Consider the following 15,445-nt stretch of genomic DNA (forward strand, 5'->3'; position numbering starts at 1 on the left):
GTAATCCCATCGATAACAACATCGATGTATTAACTGATAACATCTATTATAACCATTATAACAATTACATACTATTAAATACTGTGCCGATATTTGAAATTTACATTACATAGATATTTTGGGTACAGGGAGAATTATATTGAGTTCCGAAAAAGACACATTCAAAGATTATCTGCCAATGTTCGCAATGGCCGGGCTGATCCTAATAGTACAGGTTCTCGCATTGATACTGGCACACCCAATGGGTGAACTTGGGATGCAAGCCGTGGAGAATCCCGAATCGACTGCCAATTCGTTCTATTACATAGGATTCATCCTCGCATTCACATTCCTGTTACTGCTTGCCATCAAACGTAACATGAAATGGGTAATACAACTGACAATATTGCTTGCAGTAGGAGCCACCATATTCTACGGATTCTATCCGATCCTGTATCTGCTCGGAATAAGCGAGGCATTGAGCAGTACACTGGGAATTGTACTGGCAATTGCACTCACCATCGTCCTTTATAAGTTCCCTGAATGGTATGTAATAGATACCATCGGCATAATAATCGGAGCTGCCGCCAGTTCAATATTCGGAATATCCTTCGGGATACTACCAGCGATCATCCTGTTATCCCTTCTTGCAATATACGATGCCATATCGGTCTACAAGACAAAGCATATGATCGATCTTGCAGAAGGTGTGATGGACCTCAGATTGCCAATACTTTTCATCATCCCGAAAAAGCTGAACTATTCGTTCATAAAGGACGGAATGAAAAAGGAAGGCGAAAGAGATGCATTCTTCATGGGACTTGGGGATGCGGTCATGCCAACCGTTCTGGTGGTATCTGCAAACGTTTTCATTGCCCACACAGGGTTCATATCATACCCTGCCCTTGGGGCAATAATAGGAACACTTACCGGATTCATCGGGCTTACAATATTCGTCATGAAAGGAAAACCACAGGCAGGACTTCCATTCCTGAACAGTGGAGTTATCCTTGGATACCTCGCAGGTGCACTTCTTTCAGGAGCTCCGCTTCTGGGATAAGAGAAGTTAATATATGCGAGTAAGATAAAATTGTAAATAAAAATTGAATTAAATACAGATGATGCTTAAAGCAGCATCATCATGCTTTTTTTAATCGTGGTTCGCGATCTTGCAAACATCACAATCATCGTTGCCATCACATTTTTTGCCATTGAGCTCTGCATCAAGGGCACGTGTTCCTTCTGCAAGTACGGATGCATTGGAAATAGCACCAGCGATCAGAACAGCATCGAAGATCTCTTCCTTACTGAGTCCGAGCCTGTGCGCCACACGAATATGCATATTCATACAATGGTCGCACCGAAGGGCAGATGAAACACCGATACAGATCAGTTCGATCGTTTTCGGATCAAGCCTTTCGAATTCACGCATGATCGAATTGTCATACATTACCTTGGGGAGAAGGAGATCCGGCATATCCCGCATGAACTCCAGAATATATGGGATCTCACCATAACGCTCCTTCACGCCTTCCAGTATATCAGAAACTGCCTCATCAGGCTCTTTATCGATGATCTCACGGATCTTCTCAATGTCCATAATAATCCTCACTTAAACTACAGATATTTTAAATATTTGCTACCTCAGACCTGCGTTTTATCTTTACAAGAATATAATCCTTCATCTTGGAAGGAAGTATGTTCGCCACATCCAAAAGGAAGAAGCCTTCATCGAATTCGATATTCCCGACAGCTTCATGGTATCTATCATAAGGCAGTTTTATCCTCATACCATCAAGCTGAAGCGTTATCGGGGCAGGTGTCAGCACATTAAGGATATCAGGAACCTGCTCCTGAACCTCTTTCATGAGCCTTGCAGGAAGAACTGCAAGCGGGTCCTTTGCAATATTCTCCCTCTTGAGGTTCACTATCTCACCCACCTTTTCGTTCAGAACGTCCATTGCATCCAGTTCAGGACCTTTCCTCATCCTATGAGCAACACGCCCGATACCACCAACATATATGTCAGCTCCGGAAATCTCCTCAGTTCTTATGTCAGGGCCACCGGTCACTACGATGGGGATCTCGATGCCTTCAAAGAGCTTGGGCTTCTTGTTAATGATACAATCCCTGAAAGTGCCGAACGAGAAAACAGCAACATCGTGCTCATTAATGAGCTTTCTCTCATAATCAGCAGACAATGCGACCCTTCGCCCCATTCCCCTTGCGAGTCCGATCATATTGGTATTAGCCCCTCCCCGACGGAGATATTCCGCAACATCACATGCTGAATGTGGAAGATGATGGGAGGCGAGTGTAGGAGAAACTACAGCTATCTCAGTACCCGTAAGCGGTGCCGAGGTCAGCTTACCAAGAAGCTTTTTGCAGAGATCCTCGACCAGATGGACATCCTTTTTCGGAATGAGCATAACAAGAGTGACCTCTGTTGAAGCGGGGGTCTTCTGAACGAGATAACCACCCAGGTCTTCCAGAAGCTCAAGGATCAGACTGTGTTTGTGAATACCGCCTTCATAGATATACGGTTCAAGTACTGCTGCCATCAGGAATCATCTCCTTCCAGTCCTTTCAACATAACATTGGCCTCATCGATCCAATCCTGCTGCATCGTATCTTCTGATGCCACGAAAACGAATTTGCCACTATCAAGGGAATGATAGCGAATCCTGAAACCTTCCGGGGTGGCACGTATCGCCATGTCGGCAAGCCTTTCCCGGATCGTCTTCTCCGGGTCATCCACGATAAGCCCGGAGAGATACTTGTCCACAGTCTCAAGATCAGAGGCAACCTCGATAATATTCCGCTCTGGCTGCATAACGTTCTGCCTTCCAAACTGTTCCCAGAGCTTTTCCAGGAACTGAGGAATGGTCTTCTCCTCCCTGACAGTGATGACCACCTTTGCATGTTCCCTGTCAAACTCAGTATCAGAGATCTCACCTGCCTTAATAGGAGGAAGACCTCTGCGAAGGAGGATGACCATCATGAACAGCGAATCTTCCGGCCTTATCCTCACTTTTATCCTGCCTATTGTGCGGGAGAATGCAAGCTCGGATATAATATCCTTAAGGATGCTCTCATAAGCCAAAGCCTCGGAAGGTTCAGAAGTTTCAACAGTGAATATCTCAAGAGGTTCCATGAGGATCACTCCGATACATAGCCTGATGCGAGAAGGGCTGCACCCACAGCACCAATAAGCTGTGAATGCGGTGGCACTATGACATCTATTTTCAGGAGGTCACCAAGGGCCTTTGGAACCCCTGCGATAAGGGATGAACCTCCGACGAGGATAAGAGGCTCCTTTACCTCTACCTCCTGCAGTTGCTGTTCGAATATCTGCTCGACAACACTATGGCAGGCTGCCGCTGCGACATCTTCCGGCGAGGAACCTTTTGCAAGCGAATTGACCAGGGACTGAATACCGAAAACGATACAGTAACTGTTCATTTCAACGTTCTTGCCCATGCCCTTAATAGCAAGATCCCCAAGGTCCGTGATCTCCACACCGAGACGTTTAGCGGTCATTTCAAGGAAACGACCTGATGCACCGGCACAGATACCGCCCATGGTAAACATTCCGGGAATACCGTCCTGTACGGAAATGGCTTTATTGTCCATCCCACCAATATCAATAACAGTAGCAGGTCCTTTTTGTTGATCTGCAAGATAGACAGCCCCCTTTGAGTTCACTGTGATCTCTTCCTGCACCAGGTCCGCTTTGAAATGCTCGCCTATCAGGAAACGACCATACCCGGTAGTACCGATCGCCTGAATATCCTCCTTTTTGATACCGGACTGATCAAGCGCCTGCTGTAATGCAGTCTCTGCACTTTCAAGGACCTTTATGGTTGGGACCCAGCCCTCACCAACGATCTCGTTGTCCTTCATAACGACCGCTTTAGTAGTGGTTGAACCGGAATCTATACCTGCAGTGATACCAGTTTGTTTCGTTCTCGCAAGCAGGTGTTTCCTTCTCGCAATGGTAGTCAGAGCTTCCAGACGAGTAAGCAGTGTCGCAGCAGTGGTACGCTCAGTGAAAGAATAGCTTATCACAGGCAGACCTGATCTCTCGAAGATATACCTCCTCAACTCATTCCTCACGATTGCAGCTTCAGCACAACGGAAACATGATGTCACGAAAACACCGTCCACTTTTGCAACGCCTTCAACGACCGCTTTCGCCCTTGCCATCATAAGTCTAAGATCAGGACTTGCCACTTCCAACCCGAAGTCCATTCCTATGGTATCGAGGGTTGCAACATCCATCTCAGGATAGACAAGCTTAGCATTCAACATACTTGCAGCCTTTTCCAGCTCGCTCTGGACACCAGCATACTCACTTCCACAGGAAACGAGAGCTATCAGTACCGGATCTCCTTTATCGCTCATTTTTCATCACTCCCGGATGGCAGGGATTTCAAGAACTCTGCGATCTTGTAAACGAAATCCTGCCCTTCTTCCTCTGTACGAGGATACTGTATCTCAAGTATAGGGATGCCCTTTTCCCTGATAAGGAACTTTGTCAGTTCGTTGGTACGGGCACAGCCCATACATCCAAAACTGATAGATGAATCGCCAACGATGATGCCAGCTTCTGCAAGCTCTATCATGGGACCGATAAGGGCCATCCTTCCGCGAACCCCTGCAGGCACTTCCACCGCAGCATATTTCAAACCGCGTTTGGGCTCTTCAGGAGTAATGTTCAAAGGAGGAGAATCAACCCCAACCGTGTTTATTATCTTTTTGATCTTCTCCATCATAGCAAGAGGTTCATGTCCGAACCTTTCCACCATATCTGAAAGGATCAGGCTGTTAGTAGGATAAATGATAACTTTTGCCAATGTAACACCTCATAATTCTGAATCAATTATCTTCTTCAATTTCGATATATCAAGTTTTTTCGGAGCCTCATGCTCTTCAAGAGGTTCGCCAGCCTCATATTTGTCCAGTGCTCTACCTATCATGGGAAGCATATTCACCTCTTCCCTCAGGAAATGGAAACCTGGCCTTGGACCGCCACCTCTTCCCGCCCGGCACCGGACCTCTGCACCCGGCTTAAAGCCCCTTTCCTTTACAAATATATGATTACGGTCCATTGAACGAAGGGTTTCGACCACCTTGAGCACAGCCTCCCTCGGACCATTCACCATCGTACCAAAACAGGTCTCCTTGATGGTGATGGAATCTTCTGATTCGTAGACCTTCATGACTGCGTCCGTGGGCAGGATGCTTTCCGAACTTATGACAACTATCTTCGTGATGTTATCCTCAGTTTCTTCAGCCATCAATTATCACTTCCCTTACTTTCAATAACGTACATAACATCCCCATCCTTAAGCCCTTTAAGTTTCTCAGGTTCAAGGATGTGACCAATTATATTGGTGCTCAGGAACTTCTCACCAGTAGGACCGAACATATCATCGTCGTCCAGTTTTACACCGACCATACCATGCCTTTTAGCCGCCTGGTTGGTGACCCCTATATCACCTGCATTTACCTTGCCTTCGGGAACATTCTCAGGCAGGATCTCCTTATATTTCTCCGCAGCCTTTTCCGCCTTGAATATGTACGTGTTCTCGTAGGTCATCATGACCGGCAATGCACCAACGGGTTTGAACTGGAGATCTATGGCATGTCTGAAGAAATCAAGCGTTTTTGGAGCCAGATCATCATAAAGCTCAATGCTTACAAGCTTTGAATCCGGAACACCCATAACTTCCACTGAACCCTGTCGCATAACATCGATGCTATGTGGAGGGTCCTGTTTCACAATAACAGCATCCTCTTCAACATAGCCTTTCTTAACAAGCTCGATCCCAAGTGCGGAAAGCTTTTCTTCTGCGGTCTTGAAGGACAGACCTAATAACCAGATAGGTTCCGGATCGGTCTTTACCATCAATTTCTGACCGGCTTCTGCCATCTGTACAAGTTCGATACCATGCAGCAAATGTCCTATAACGGAATGCATGATACTTGCCGGGCGGTCATCCCGGGCAATGAAGACCTTGCCGGAACCATACCCTACTGTCCTTACCCATACTGAACCTCTGTCCCGCGGGTCAAAACCTTCATACTTGCACATCTCACCGTGCAAAGAACTATCCGAGATAAAAGAGCTGGAAACAAAGTCCACATCGAAGGTACCATCCCTTATCAAAGCAAAAAAGTGTTCCGCACCTTCAGGGGTTTCCGGATTAAGCTCCACCTCAACATAAGTGAATATACGGTAGCCGTCCTCAAGTACCGTAGAGAGATCGGAAGTACAGATATGTTCCCCGGACTCTTCCCATTCCAGGACAGGTTCGATGGAAACAATGCTATCCCCGCTTCCAATTTCTTTCAGGACATTGATACCACTGATCACCTTTCCAAAGGAACCATCGTCAGGTACACCGTATTCTGAAGAGTGGTCATCCAATGCGATGATCAAATGAGTATTACTGGGATCAAGACCACCAGCACCGAAGATCACATCATATTTCTCAAGTGACACTGAGCCTTTACCAGGAACAATATCCGCCTCGAAAGGACCAAAAGCTATTGCATCCCTGGAATCCCAGCGTACACTGACATTTTCATAATCTTTAAAACGGTCTGCCCATATCCCTGCGGATACCGACTCACCATTGAGTTCTATTTTAAATTCACCTTTAGAGGTCTTAACGACATAATCGATAATAGCACCGCTTCTACCGCCCTCATTTTTCTTGAGAATACCTATGGCAGAACCTTCCTTATAAGGAGTTTCAGATGCTTGTATAGCATCCCCCAATGTAGAATTTGGGGGCATTGCTATGCGATGATCATTGACCTCTACACTAATCTCGCCGCTCAGGCCTATCGCCTCCATTACATAATATAGGAAGCTAAATGTTAAACTTATGCTTCCTGAGCAACAAACAAACGTTCTTCTTCAGTAAGTTGAGAAAGCACCTCTGCCGGCTCACCCATAGATACGATCTTGGCATCCCTCATCAGTGCAACGCGGTCACATACCTCATGCAGAAAGTCCATATCGTGAGATACTATAACGAAGGTATCACCCATTTCCTCACGTGCTTTGAGAATAGACCTTGTGACCTCTATCTTTGTGATAGGGTCCATTGTACCGGTAGGTTCGTCCATTACAATGATGTTAGGTTCCTTCATCAAGATCTGAGCAAGGGCGACCCTGTGCCTTTCACCTTCACTGATATCATCTGCCATCTTTGGAAGAATGGACTTTGCCTTCTCCTCACTAAAACCAGTAGTTACAAGCGTCTTAATGGCCTTGCGTACTGCAAGCTCATAAGGCAGGTCGATACCTATTGACTCCGTCATGTTGTCAATGATCGTCCTGTGAGTGTAAAGCCCATATTCCTGATGCAGGATACCCATATATTTAGTGGCACGTCCCCTGTTATCAGGACCCGGTATGGTCATGTCCACCCATTCATCGCCAACACGAACCTGGATCTCCCCTTTTGTGGGTGCAACGATTCCCATGAGCATTTCAGAGGTAGTGGTCTTACCTGCACCACTTGTACCTGCAAGACCAAAGATCTCACCTTCCTTCACATCAAAAGAGATATCATTTACCGCATGAACAACACCCCTTGTTACAGAGATGTATTTTTTGACAAGGTTCTTGACATCGATTATCGGAGCACCAAGAGGGATCTTATGATCTTTATCAATACTGGATACCATGCCCATGAACTCTTTAGCGACCTTGCAAGGCTCACCTTCACTGATTATGGCACCGTCTTCAAGAATGATAGCCTTATCTGCAAGCTTCTCTATGACCTCAGACCAGTGAGAGGTGATGACCATGGTCATGTTGTAATCCTTCACGGCCTTTTCAATAACATCATGAACGATATCAGCAGTCCTCGGGTCGAGTGTGCCGGTAGGTTCATCCGCAAGCAAAAGCATTGGATTTCTCACAAGTTGTCTTGCAAGAACCACCCTTTGTTTCTCCCCACCGCTCAGATCACGCGCAACGTGCATCATCCTGTGAGACAGACGTACATCATCAAGAAGTTCCATAGCCCTTGACATCGCATCAGGACCAGTGTATCCGATCTCTGTCAGAGAGTTCATCACATTTGCAACTACCTGATCATCGCCATAAAGGGCGAATGTACGCTGCAACATGATGGCAATTCTCTTGGAAACGCTTCTTCGCTCATGATTATGCTGAGACAGAGCTACAAAATCCGCATCAAATGCCTTCATATCCTTATGATTACAGAGACGGCAAGGCTCGCCTACTTTGCTTGGCGGGTCGATATGACCACATTTATCGCATCTTGCAAGATGATAAATGATGGAACCGGAAATGTTCTCGTATTCTTCAGCACCTCGCAGAGCGTGCATCAAAATTGTTTTCCCAGCACCACTGCGCCCCAGAATTCCAATAACCTCACCTTCATTGATGCTAAGATTGATATTCTTCAGAACATTAACACCGTCGTAAGTGATAGTTAGATCTTTGACCTCGATGAACAATGACATTTGCTTTCCTCCGATATGGTTAGCGTAAGTACCCATTTTGATATATCGATATATTGATTTTCAATGTTACTTAATGGTTTTGTATATAAATATCAAAACCGAATTAACTTCATTTTGTGCATAACATCACCAAGAATTTATCCTCAGTAGATACACAGAGTTACATAATGCAGTACATAAATATAACGTATTGCCGTATCACTGTTAACATTAAAAAACAGATATCATCGAGCCAAAAGAGGACCTTCCGCCAGATGCCCAGGATTCAATCGACCTCAACGAGGTCAACTACTTCTATAATATAATTGATAATAACGTTTGCAGACTTCATCAACTTTTCCGGGCGTTCATCCCCCTGTTGTATGGTCATAACCCCGACATCAGCTGCCCTGAGAGCAAGAATATCATTCATCCCATCGCCCACCATGAGAACTTTTTCATATTTCCCTTTCAGCTCAAGGATTATCCGCTCTTTTTCACGGGTGGTGGCAATGTCAAAGACCCTCTCCATAGGAATAGAAAGACATTTTGCAAGCTGCTCGAGATTGCGCATACTGTCACCTGAAGCAATATAGATATCAGCTCCGCGCTCTTCAAGTTTTTCTATCGTATCTTTTGTATCGTGGAACAAACGTCCCCCGGTACTCAATACATAAGGGACAGAATAATCGTTCCTGTCCACTATGATCCCGGCTGCGACATAGAATATATTCGGACACCGTGTTTTTACCCTGTCAACGACCTGAAGTATATCAGATATCCTCAGTTCGCTTCCCTTGATGATATCATAGGCTTCATCAACAGAGAACGGTTCGCTGGCACAACTGATAGCAATAGTTATACCATACTCATCAATAAAATCACTAACACGCATGCTATGATCGGCACCCAATACCACGCTAGGCTCGGTATGAAGAACTATAAGTGCCCGCCCCTTTCGTTGTGCAACAAGTCCGGTACTATCTATGCCCGTAATGATCTGACCGGATCCCATATCCTTTGCAACGCGATACATATGCAATAGAGTCCCAGCACTATCGAAGACCACAGCTACGTTCTTTTGCATAATGATATGATTCAGCATACCAGATTATTAAACTTGTGTTCTAAAAAAAGAAGAGGAAGAAGGCCGAAGAACAAAAATATCCTTCATTGAATTATAAATATCTGGGAAGGGTCTTCAACGATGATCTCAGGACTTCCCTTGTACTCGACCACTTTTCCGGTCACTAGCACCTGTTTTCCCTCATACAGTACTTCAGGGTCCTGTGAAAAACGATCCCAGTCAGCCCTCCAGATCACCACAGTGAAATATCCCTCATAAGGGTCATGAAAATTAAGGAAGACCATCCCTGCATCATCCTTTTTAGTTGTCCTGACCACAGTCCCTTCGACTGTAACGACCTGGTCGATGTAGCGTCCTGCTTCCAGATATGAGATCGTGACAGCATCCCCGGCCATGGCAGGAACCGACCATAGCCCGACACCATCCTCTTTTGCCATTATCTCCGCACTATCAAAAATGTCCTGATAATAAATATCCGGGCTATAGGCCTTTGAGAAAGCAAGTCCTGAAAGGACAAGTTCTTTGTTCACCATTTCACCCTCCACCCAGACATACCTTAAAAGTCTGCCATAATTATCGGTCTCACGTACATCCTTTTCGAGGCCGACGACCTTGCCGAGGACCCTGTGAACCATATATTGCTTTGCTTCGGAATAATAAGGTTCTCCGACCTCAGGAGTATCAACTCCGATAAGCCTCACTCTTTCACCGGAAGATATCACGATAGTATCACCATCTATAACCTCCGTCACATTCACGAACTCAAGGGCATGAGCCAATGTATCGGCGTCCGACCCCACACAACCTGAAGATCCGACAAGGCATACAATGATCAAAAAAAGAGCCATACATTTGTTCATGAAGTGAAGATTGGAACAGAACATTATAAAATTTTCCGAATAACATCCTATAAATGAATAAAAGGACGGGATATTTTATATAGAAGTGTATCAAGATGGATGTGATTGATAATATTTTTCTCAAACAAGTCAATTCTCAAGGGATGGGATCCAAATTGCAGGATAATGCTTTACCAAGGATTTTGGTCGTGGATGATGACCAGAAAAATGTAGAATTGATGGAAGCATACCTCTCGCCCGATTATGAAATGGTTCCTGCATACCGGGGTAAAGAAGCACTTGAGATCCTTGAAAAAGAGGAGATAGATCTTGTTCTACTTGATGTGATGATGCCGGATATGAAAGGTTATGAAGTATGTGTTAAACTCAAAGAAAATGAGAATACTCAATTCATACCGATCATAATTGTTTCAGCCCTTTCCAGAAGAAAGGACCGCATCCAGGGCCTTGAAGCCGGTGCAGATGAATTCCTTACAAAGCCTGTCGATCAGATCGAACTGAAAACAAGGGTCAAATCCCTGCTGAGACTCAAAGAGCTTTACGATAAGAACATCGCCGAGAAAGATCTTGCCAAAAAGTATCTTGAAACCGCCGATGTCATGCTCACAGTGATAGACCCTGACCATAAGCTCAAGCTGATCAACAAGAAGGGGTGTGAGATCATAGGTTGTGGAGAAGTGGACCTTATAGGAACTGATTTCTTCAAAACACTTATACCTGAAAGAACTAGGGAGAAGGAGATCTCAGACTTTGAGACCTTTATCTCCGGAAATGTGAACGGGCTTGAGAACTTTGAATCCCCACTGCTAAGACCGGATGGAGAAGAAAGGATCGTGAATTGGCACAACACCCTGTTAAAAGACAAGGATGGAAAAATAACAGGGATGTTATCTTCCGGAGAAGATATTACTGAGAGAAAGCGAGCAGAAGAAGCACTCGCGAAGGCTGAAGAGACACATGAGAAAGAGATACACCATCGTATAAAGAACAATCTTCAGATAATCGCCAGTCTGCTGGACCTTGAGGCCGGCAATTTCACAGACCCCCGTGTGATAGATGCATTTGAAGAAAGCAGGAACCGAGTCCATTCAATATCCATTGCACATGAAGAACTGTACCGTTCAAGAGATATGACAAACGTTGCTTTCCGGGATTATGTGAATGACGTTACAAATTACCTGTATCAGATGAATGACCTGCAGGGAAAAGATATTGAACTAAGGATGGATGTCGAGGATATTCTTTTGAACGTTGACAGGGCCATCCACCTCGGACTTATTCTTAATGAACTTATTGTGAACTCTTTCAAATATGCATTCCCAGAAGGAAAAGGGAATATATCCATTGCTTTCCACAAAAAGGAAGAGCAGTTCACTTTCATTGTTGCCGATGATGGGATAGGCATCCCCAAAGGGATCGAGATAGGCAAAACAAATACCTTAGGCATGCAACTGGTGAACGAGCTGGTGGACCAGATCGGTGGAAATGTACATCTTAACAGAAGTAATGGAACAGAAATAAAGATCACATTCAAAGATAGATAACATACCCAAGTGAGATGAAATGAAGCTCAAATTTACGATCATCAGCATTCTTCTGATATGCACCCTTGTGTCCCCTGCGTCCGGAGCTCTTGGAGAAAAGGAGTATCCGAGATTCTTTGATGAACCGTGGGACCATTCCCCCATAACAGTGTATATAGATGATGTGAATACCCCCCTCCACTACAGCCATACATATAGAACAGCAATTGTAGATGCAACGAAGTATTGGGAAAACGGTGGGAATGGTAAACTGTATTATGACCCAGATTTCGAGATAGTTGATAACCCTAATGCAGATATTTACGTCATGTGGGTCGAGACCATGGAAGAGGTAACAGGTGCAGAGGATGGTGTTGCAGGATACTGCCGACCGGAAATAGCTGCGGGCAGATTCGTTCGTGCCAGTATCGTTCTGGAAGTTGGCGATAAAAGAGGATATTCCTGGCAACAATATGGAGATGCGAACATGGAACAGATCGCCATACATGAGTTCGGACATGCCCTTGGACTTGACCATAGCAATGATAAAAAGGACATAATGTACCCTTCGTATGAACAGAGGGAGAATGTGAATCCCTTGCTTCTGGAAAAGACGTATCCCATAATAATTGCAATTGTACTTATCGCCATAGGTGTCCTGGGATATTTAGGAACAGGATGGCTCCGCTATCACAAAAAGATAAAGAGCCTCGAGGATGAAAACTTCAAAAAGTGAAATGCAGAACATTGGAACATATACAGAGGATATGCATTTAAATAGTTTTGAAACATCCATGCCCATTGAATTTCTTTGTTCGTTAAACTGATATATAGAATAAAGAATTATAACCACACATTCATCCATTAATAAAAAACATTACGTTTTTTGCGATTATAGGAGGATTATAAATGAAACAGCAGGTAGAGGTTAAAGAACTTAAAGAAGGTAAATACGTCCTTGCCGATGATGAGCCATGTGTTATCAAGAGCATCTCAAAATCAAAGCCAGGTAAGCACGGATCAGCAAAAGCAAGGATCGAGGCAATCGGCATATTCGATGGCCAGAAACGTTCCATCATAAGCTCAGTTTCCGCTAAGACCTACGTACCTATCGTCGAGCGTAAGAGTGCACAGGTATTATCCATCTCTGGCGATATCGCACAGCTCATGGACATGGAAACCTACGCAACATTCGAACTTACTATCCCTGAAGAATACAAGGAAAGGGTAACTGAAGGCAAAGATATCACATACCTTGAAGCTATGGGTAAGATGAAGATAGACCTTAGATAAACCCTTAGGAATATTATGTTCTACCAGCCCGGCATGATGGATGCACTGGCAGATTACGATTCTGCCAGTTATGTCATATTTGGAGTACCATTTGACCGCACATCATCGTTCAGGGCTGGGAGCAGATGGGCTCCTGATGCAATAAGGAGCGCCACTGCAAATTTTGAAAGTTATAACTCTTTTTTTGATATTGATATTTCAGAGGTTCCTGCCCATGATGCAGGAAATTTCGAAGCAGGAGCTCTTGTGGACGATGTCCTTGATGAGCTTTATCTTGATGTCCTTAACGTCGTTGACGACGGAAAGGTCCCAATAATGATGGGAGGGGAACACTCCCTTACATTGCCATGTGTGAAAGCCTGTGCAAAAAATGCAGGAGAGGACCTCGGAGTAGTTGTATTGGATGCCCATTTTGACCTTAGGGATGAGTTCGAAGGAATAAAGTATAATCATGCATGTGTTTCCCGCCATATCCTCGAAGAGGTCACTGAGAACTATGTCAGCATAGGAATTAGAAGTGGTCCAAAGGAAGAATGGGAATATGCCAAGGAGAACAACGTTCGTTATTATACTCCCGAAGATGTTACAGAGAAGGGGATAAAAGGACTCACGGAAGAGATAAGGGAATATCTTGATTGTGAGAATATCTACATATCTCTTGATATGGATGCACTTGACCCCGCATTTGCACCCGGATTGGGAACACCTGAACCATTCGGACTCTCATCGGTACAAGTGAGGGACATGATCAGGGAATTAGCGCCCATTGCCAGAGGTTTTGATGTAGTGGAGATCTCCCCGGAATATGATAATGGACAGACTGCAATACTTGGTGCAAAATACATTAGAGAGTTCATCGCCTCACATGCTGCCTCAATGAGATGATCTGTTCATGGTTAAGTTTATACACACATCTAACAATCATATGCTCAGATACCATGAACGAAGAAGTAATAGTAGAATGTCCTGTATGCTCACCAAAGGAATCGGTAGAGCATGAGGTATTGAGAGCGGGCCAGAATCCCGTTGTACAGTGCCAGGAATGTGGAGCAGTCCACACAACAGTAATTGAAGAGAAAAAGCCCATAGTTACAAAAGTGATCGTCAGCAAGGATGACATTTCATTTACCCTTCACGCACCCATAGACTCAGAAGAGATGCTATATATCGATGATGAACTTGTGATCGATGATGAGAATTCTGAAGAAGTATATCCCATAATTGTCACTTCCATTGAGTCCGAAGGTCGCCGCGTGGACCGCCAGGAAGTAGAGAAGATCGATACGATCTGGGGACGTGCCACAGATGAGGTTACTGCAAAGATCTCATTGAAGGTAAGGAACGGATCAACATCTCTGGAAAAGAAAGTCCCCGGAGAATTTGAGTTCGTTGTCGGCGAAGACTATAACGCCGAAGGAAAAACGTTCCACATAACCAAGATAAAGATAAGAGGCGGTGCATTCCAGTCACGTAAGGGAGACAGGGTCGCTGCCAAGTATATAAAACGCATCTATTCCATCGAAAAGCGCAGGGCAGGATGGGGAGAGGGGAAAACCTCATGGAGCCAAAGGGACAGGAGATATTAATAAGAGCACTGAAATTGAACGGGACTGGCGAGCGAGTGCTCGATGCCATGAGAAAGGTCCCGCGACACCTTTTTGTATCGGAGGATATGCAAAGTGTTGCTTATGCAGACACTCCGTTACCCATCGGACATGATCAGACGATCTCTGCACCCCATATGGTCGCCATAATGTGCGATCTTCTGGAAATTAGCGAAGGGATGACCATTCTGGAGATCGGAAGCGGATCAGGATATAATGCTGCTGTGATGGCCGAACTTGTAGGCAAGAACGGGAAGATCTACACAATAGAGCGCATTCCGGAACTTGCCGAGCTTGCCAGAAGCAATCTTGAAAGAGCAGGATATTCAAACGTCACGGTGATACATGATGACGGTTCCTGCGGCCTGCCCGAACACGCCCCATACGAACGCATCACTGTGACTTCCGCAGCCCCCGAAGTCCCACAGCCGCTCAGGGAACAGTTAGCAAAGGACGGTATAATGGTGATCCCGGTAGGAACAAGCCGGCAAAACCTTGTCGTCGTAAGGAAAGACAACGAAGGCAACATCAATAGTAGAACATGGGGAGAGGTCATCTTTGTACCCCTTATTGGAAAATACGGTTTTTGAACTATGGATAATGCATAAA

17 protein-coding genes are annotated in these 15,445 nt (G+C 44.9%); 7 read left to right on the top strand and 10 right to left on the bottom strand.

Features of this window, described 5'->3' with window-relative positions; all coding sequences use genetic code 11:
- Positions 1-139: 139 nt before the first annotated feature.
- Positions 140-1,039, top strand: coding sequence for a presenilin family intramembrane aspartyl protease PSH (locus AC20MK_RS11235; protein WP_487355893.1), 900 nt, complete (start codon positions 140-142; stop codon positions 1,037-1,039).
- 90 nt (positions 1,040-1,129) lie between these two features.
- Here the strand turns inward: AC20MK_RS11235 and AC20MK_RS11240 are convergent, their stop codons facing one another.
- The 10 genes from AC20MK_RS11240 to AC20MK_RS11285 all read right to left on the bottom strand — a co-directional run bounded on the left by AC20MK_RS11240 (position 1,130) and on the right by AC20MK_RS11285 (position 10,416).
- Complete coding sequence (locus tag AC20MK_RS11240; protein WP_487355894.1) at positions 1,130-1,579, bottom strand: carboxymuconolactone decarboxylase family protein; 450 nt, start codon at positions 1,577-1,579, stop codon at positions 1,130-1,132.
- A 28-nt stretch (positions 1,580-1,607) separates the two neighbouring features.
- Positions 1,608-2,540 (bottom strand): methanogenesis marker 7 protein, encoded by a 933-nt coding sequence (locus AC20MK_RS11245; RefSeq protein WP_487355895.1) that lies wholly within the window; start codon positions 2,538-2,540, stop codon positions 1,608-1,610.
- Positions 2,540-3,133, bottom strand: coding sequence for a methanogenesis marker 17 protein (locus AC20MK_RS11250; protein ID WP_487355896.1), 594 nt, complete (start codon positions 3,131-3,133; stop codon positions 2,540-2,542). Before AC20MK_RS11250 ends, AC20MK_RS11245 begins: the two co-directional genes overlap by 1 nt.
- Before the next feature lie 5 nt (positions 3,134-3,138).
- Positions 3,139-4,383 (bottom strand): methanogenesis marker 15 protein, encoded by a 1,245-nt coding sequence (locus AC20MK_RS11255; RefSeq protein ID WP_487355897.1) that lies wholly within the window; start codon positions 4,381-4,383, stop codon positions 3,139-3,141.
- Positions 4,380-4,835, bottom strand: coding sequence for a methanogenesis marker 5 protein (locus AC20MK_RS11260; RefSeq protein ID WP_487355898.1), 456 nt, complete (start codon positions 4,833-4,835; stop codon positions 4,380-4,382). Before AC20MK_RS11260 ends, AC20MK_RS11255 begins: the two co-directional genes overlap by 4 nt.
- Before the next feature lie 9 nt (positions 4,836-4,844).
- Positions 4,845-5,279 carry a methanogenesis marker 6 protein gene (locus AC20MK_RS11265; RefSeq protein WP_487355899.1) on the bottom strand — a complete coding sequence of 145 codons (435 nt, stop codon included), beginning with the start codon at positions 5,277-5,279 and terminating at the stop codon, positions 4,845-4,847.
- Positions 5,279-6,844, bottom strand: coding sequence for a methyl-coenzyme M reductase-associated protein Mmp3 (gene mmp3, locus AC20MK_RS11270; RefSeq protein WP_487355900.1), 1,566 nt, complete (start codon positions 6,842-6,844; stop codon positions 5,279-5,281). The genes AC20MK_RS11265 and mmp3 overlap by 1 nt, the downstream gene beginning before the upstream one ends.
- 29 nt (positions 6,845-6,873) lie before the next feature.
- A complete protein-coding gene (gene atwA, locus AC20MK_RS11275; protein ID WP_487355901.1) occupies positions 6,874-8,490 on the bottom strand; it encodes a methyl coenzyme M reductase system, component A2 in 1,617 nt (538 codons plus the stop codon).
- 265 nt (positions 8,491-8,755) lie between these two features.
- Positions 8,756-9,556, bottom strand: a complete 801-nt coding sequence (locus tag AC20MK_RS11280) for an HAD family hydrolase (protein WP_487355902.1) — start codon at positions 9,554-9,556, stop codon at positions 8,756-8,758.
- Between the two features lie 83 nt (positions 9,557-9,639).
- The gene (locus AC20MK_RS11285) at positions 9,640-10,416 is read right to left on the bottom strand and encodes a thermonuclease family protein (RefSeq protein ID WP_487355903.1); all 777 of its coding nucleotides are present in this window, start codon (positions 10,414-10,416) and stop codon (positions 9,640-9,642) included.
- 143 nt (positions 10,417-10,559) lie between these two features.
- Between AC20MK_RS11285 and AC20MK_RS11290 the strand changes: the two genes are divergently transcribed.
- The 6 genes from AC20MK_RS11290 (at position 10,560) to AC20MK_RS11315 (ending at position 15,426) form a co-directional block, all read left to right on the top strand.
- Positions 10,560-11,960, top strand: coding sequence for a sensor histidine kinase (locus tag AC20MK_RS11290; RefSeq protein WP_487355904.1), 1,401 nt, complete (start codon positions 10,560-10,562; stop codon positions 11,958-11,960).
- A 19-nt stretch (positions 11,961-11,979) separates the two neighbouring features.
- Positions 11,980-12,675, top strand: a complete 696-nt coding sequence (locus AC20MK_RS11295; protein WP_487355905.1) for a matrixin family metalloprotease — start codon at positions 11,980-11,982, stop codon at positions 12,673-12,675.
- A gap of 173 nt (positions 12,676-12,848) precedes the next feature.
- Positions 12,849-13,232 carry a translation initiation factor IF-5A gene (locus tag AC20MK_RS11300; RefSeq protein WP_487355906.1) on the top strand — a complete coding sequence of 128 codons (384 nt, stop codon included), beginning with the start codon at positions 12,849-12,851 and terminating at the stop codon, positions 13,230-13,232.
- A 15-nt stretch (positions 13,233-13,247) separates the two neighbouring features.
- Complete coding sequence (speB, locus tag AC20MK_RS11305) at positions 13,248-14,117, top strand: agmatinase (RefSeq protein WP_487355907.1); 870 nt, start codon at positions 13,248-13,250, stop codon at positions 14,115-14,117.
- 53 nt (positions 14,118-14,170) lie between these two features.
- Complete coding sequence (locus AC20MK_RS11310; protein WP_487355908.1) at positions 14,171-14,818, top strand: HVO_0476 family zinc finger protein; 648 nt, start codon at positions 14,171-14,173, stop codon at positions 14,816-14,818.
- Positions 14,791-15,426, top strand: coding sequence for a protein-L-isoaspartate O-methyltransferase (locus tag AC20MK_RS11315; protein WP_487355909.1), 636 nt, complete (start codon positions 14,791-14,793; stop codon positions 15,424-15,426). The genes AC20MK_RS11310 and AC20MK_RS11315 overlap by 28 nt, the downstream gene beginning before the upstream one ends.
- Positions 15,427-15,445: the final 19 nt, after the last annotated feature.

The organism is Methanococcoides sp. DA23 (assembly GCF_057593895.1).

Excerpts from the sequence above, each read along its gene's own strand:
- AC20MK_RS11240 (WP_487355894.1), bottom strand. The coding sequence starts at position 1,579 with ATGGACATTGAGAAGATCCGTGAGATCATCGATAAAGAGCCTGATGAG.
- AC20MK_RS11245 (WP_487355895.1), bottom strand. The coding sequence starts at position 2,540 with ATGGCAGCAGTACTTGAACCGTATATCTATGAAGGCGGTATTCACAAA.
- AC20MK_RS11250 (WP_487355896.1), bottom strand. The coding sequence starts at position 3,133 with ATGGAACCTCTTGAGATATTCACTGTTGAAACTTCTGAACCTTCCGAG.
- AC20MK_RS11255 (WP_487355897.1), bottom strand. The coding sequence starts at position 4,383 with ATGAGCGATAAAGGAGATCCGGTACTGATAGCTCTCGTTTCCTGTGGA.
- AC20MK_RS11265 (WP_487355899.1), bottom strand. The coding sequence starts at position 5,279 with ATGGCTGAAGAAACTGAGGATAACATCACGAAGATAGTTGTCATAAGT.
- mmp3 (WP_487355900.1), bottom strand. The coding sequence starts at position 6,844 with ATGGAGGCGATAGGCCTGAGCGGCGAGATTAGTGTAGAGGTCAATGAT.
- atwA (WP_487355901.1), bottom strand. The coding sequence starts at position 8,490 with ATGTCATTGTTCATCGAGGTCAAAGATCTAACTATCACTTACGACGGT.
- AC20MK_RS11280 (WP_487355902.1), bottom strand. The coding sequence starts at position 9,556 with ATGCAAAAGAACGTAGCTGTGGTCTTCGATAGTGCTGGGACTCTATTG.
- AC20MK_RS11285 (WP_487355903.1), bottom strand. The coding sequence starts at position 10,416 with ATGAACAAATGTATGGCTCTTTTTTTGATCATTGTATGCCTTGTCGGA.
- AC20MK_RS11290 (WP_487355904.1), top strand. The coding sequence starts at position 10,560 with ATGGGATCCAAATTGCAGGATAATGCTTTACCAAGGATTTTGGTCGTG.
- AC20MK_RS11295 (WP_487355905.1), top strand. The coding sequence starts at position 11,980 with ATGAAGCTCAAATTTACGATCATCAGCATTCTTCTGATATGCACCCTT.
- AC20MK_RS11300 (WP_487355906.1), top strand. The coding sequence starts at position 12,849 with ATGAAACAGCAGGTAGAGGTTAAAGAACTTAAAGAAGGTAAATACGTC.
- speB (WP_487355907.1), top strand. The coding sequence starts at position 13,248 with ATGTTCTACCAGCCCGGCATGATGGATGCACTGGCAGATTACGATTCT.
- AC20MK_RS11310 (WP_487355908.1), top strand. The coding sequence starts at position 14,171 with ATGAACGAAGAAGTAATAGTAGAATGTCCTGTATGCTCACCAAAGGAA.
- AC20MK_RS11315 (WP_487355909.1), top strand. The coding sequence starts at position 14,791 with ATGGAGCCAAAGGGACAGGAGATATTAATAAGAGCACTGAAATTGAAC.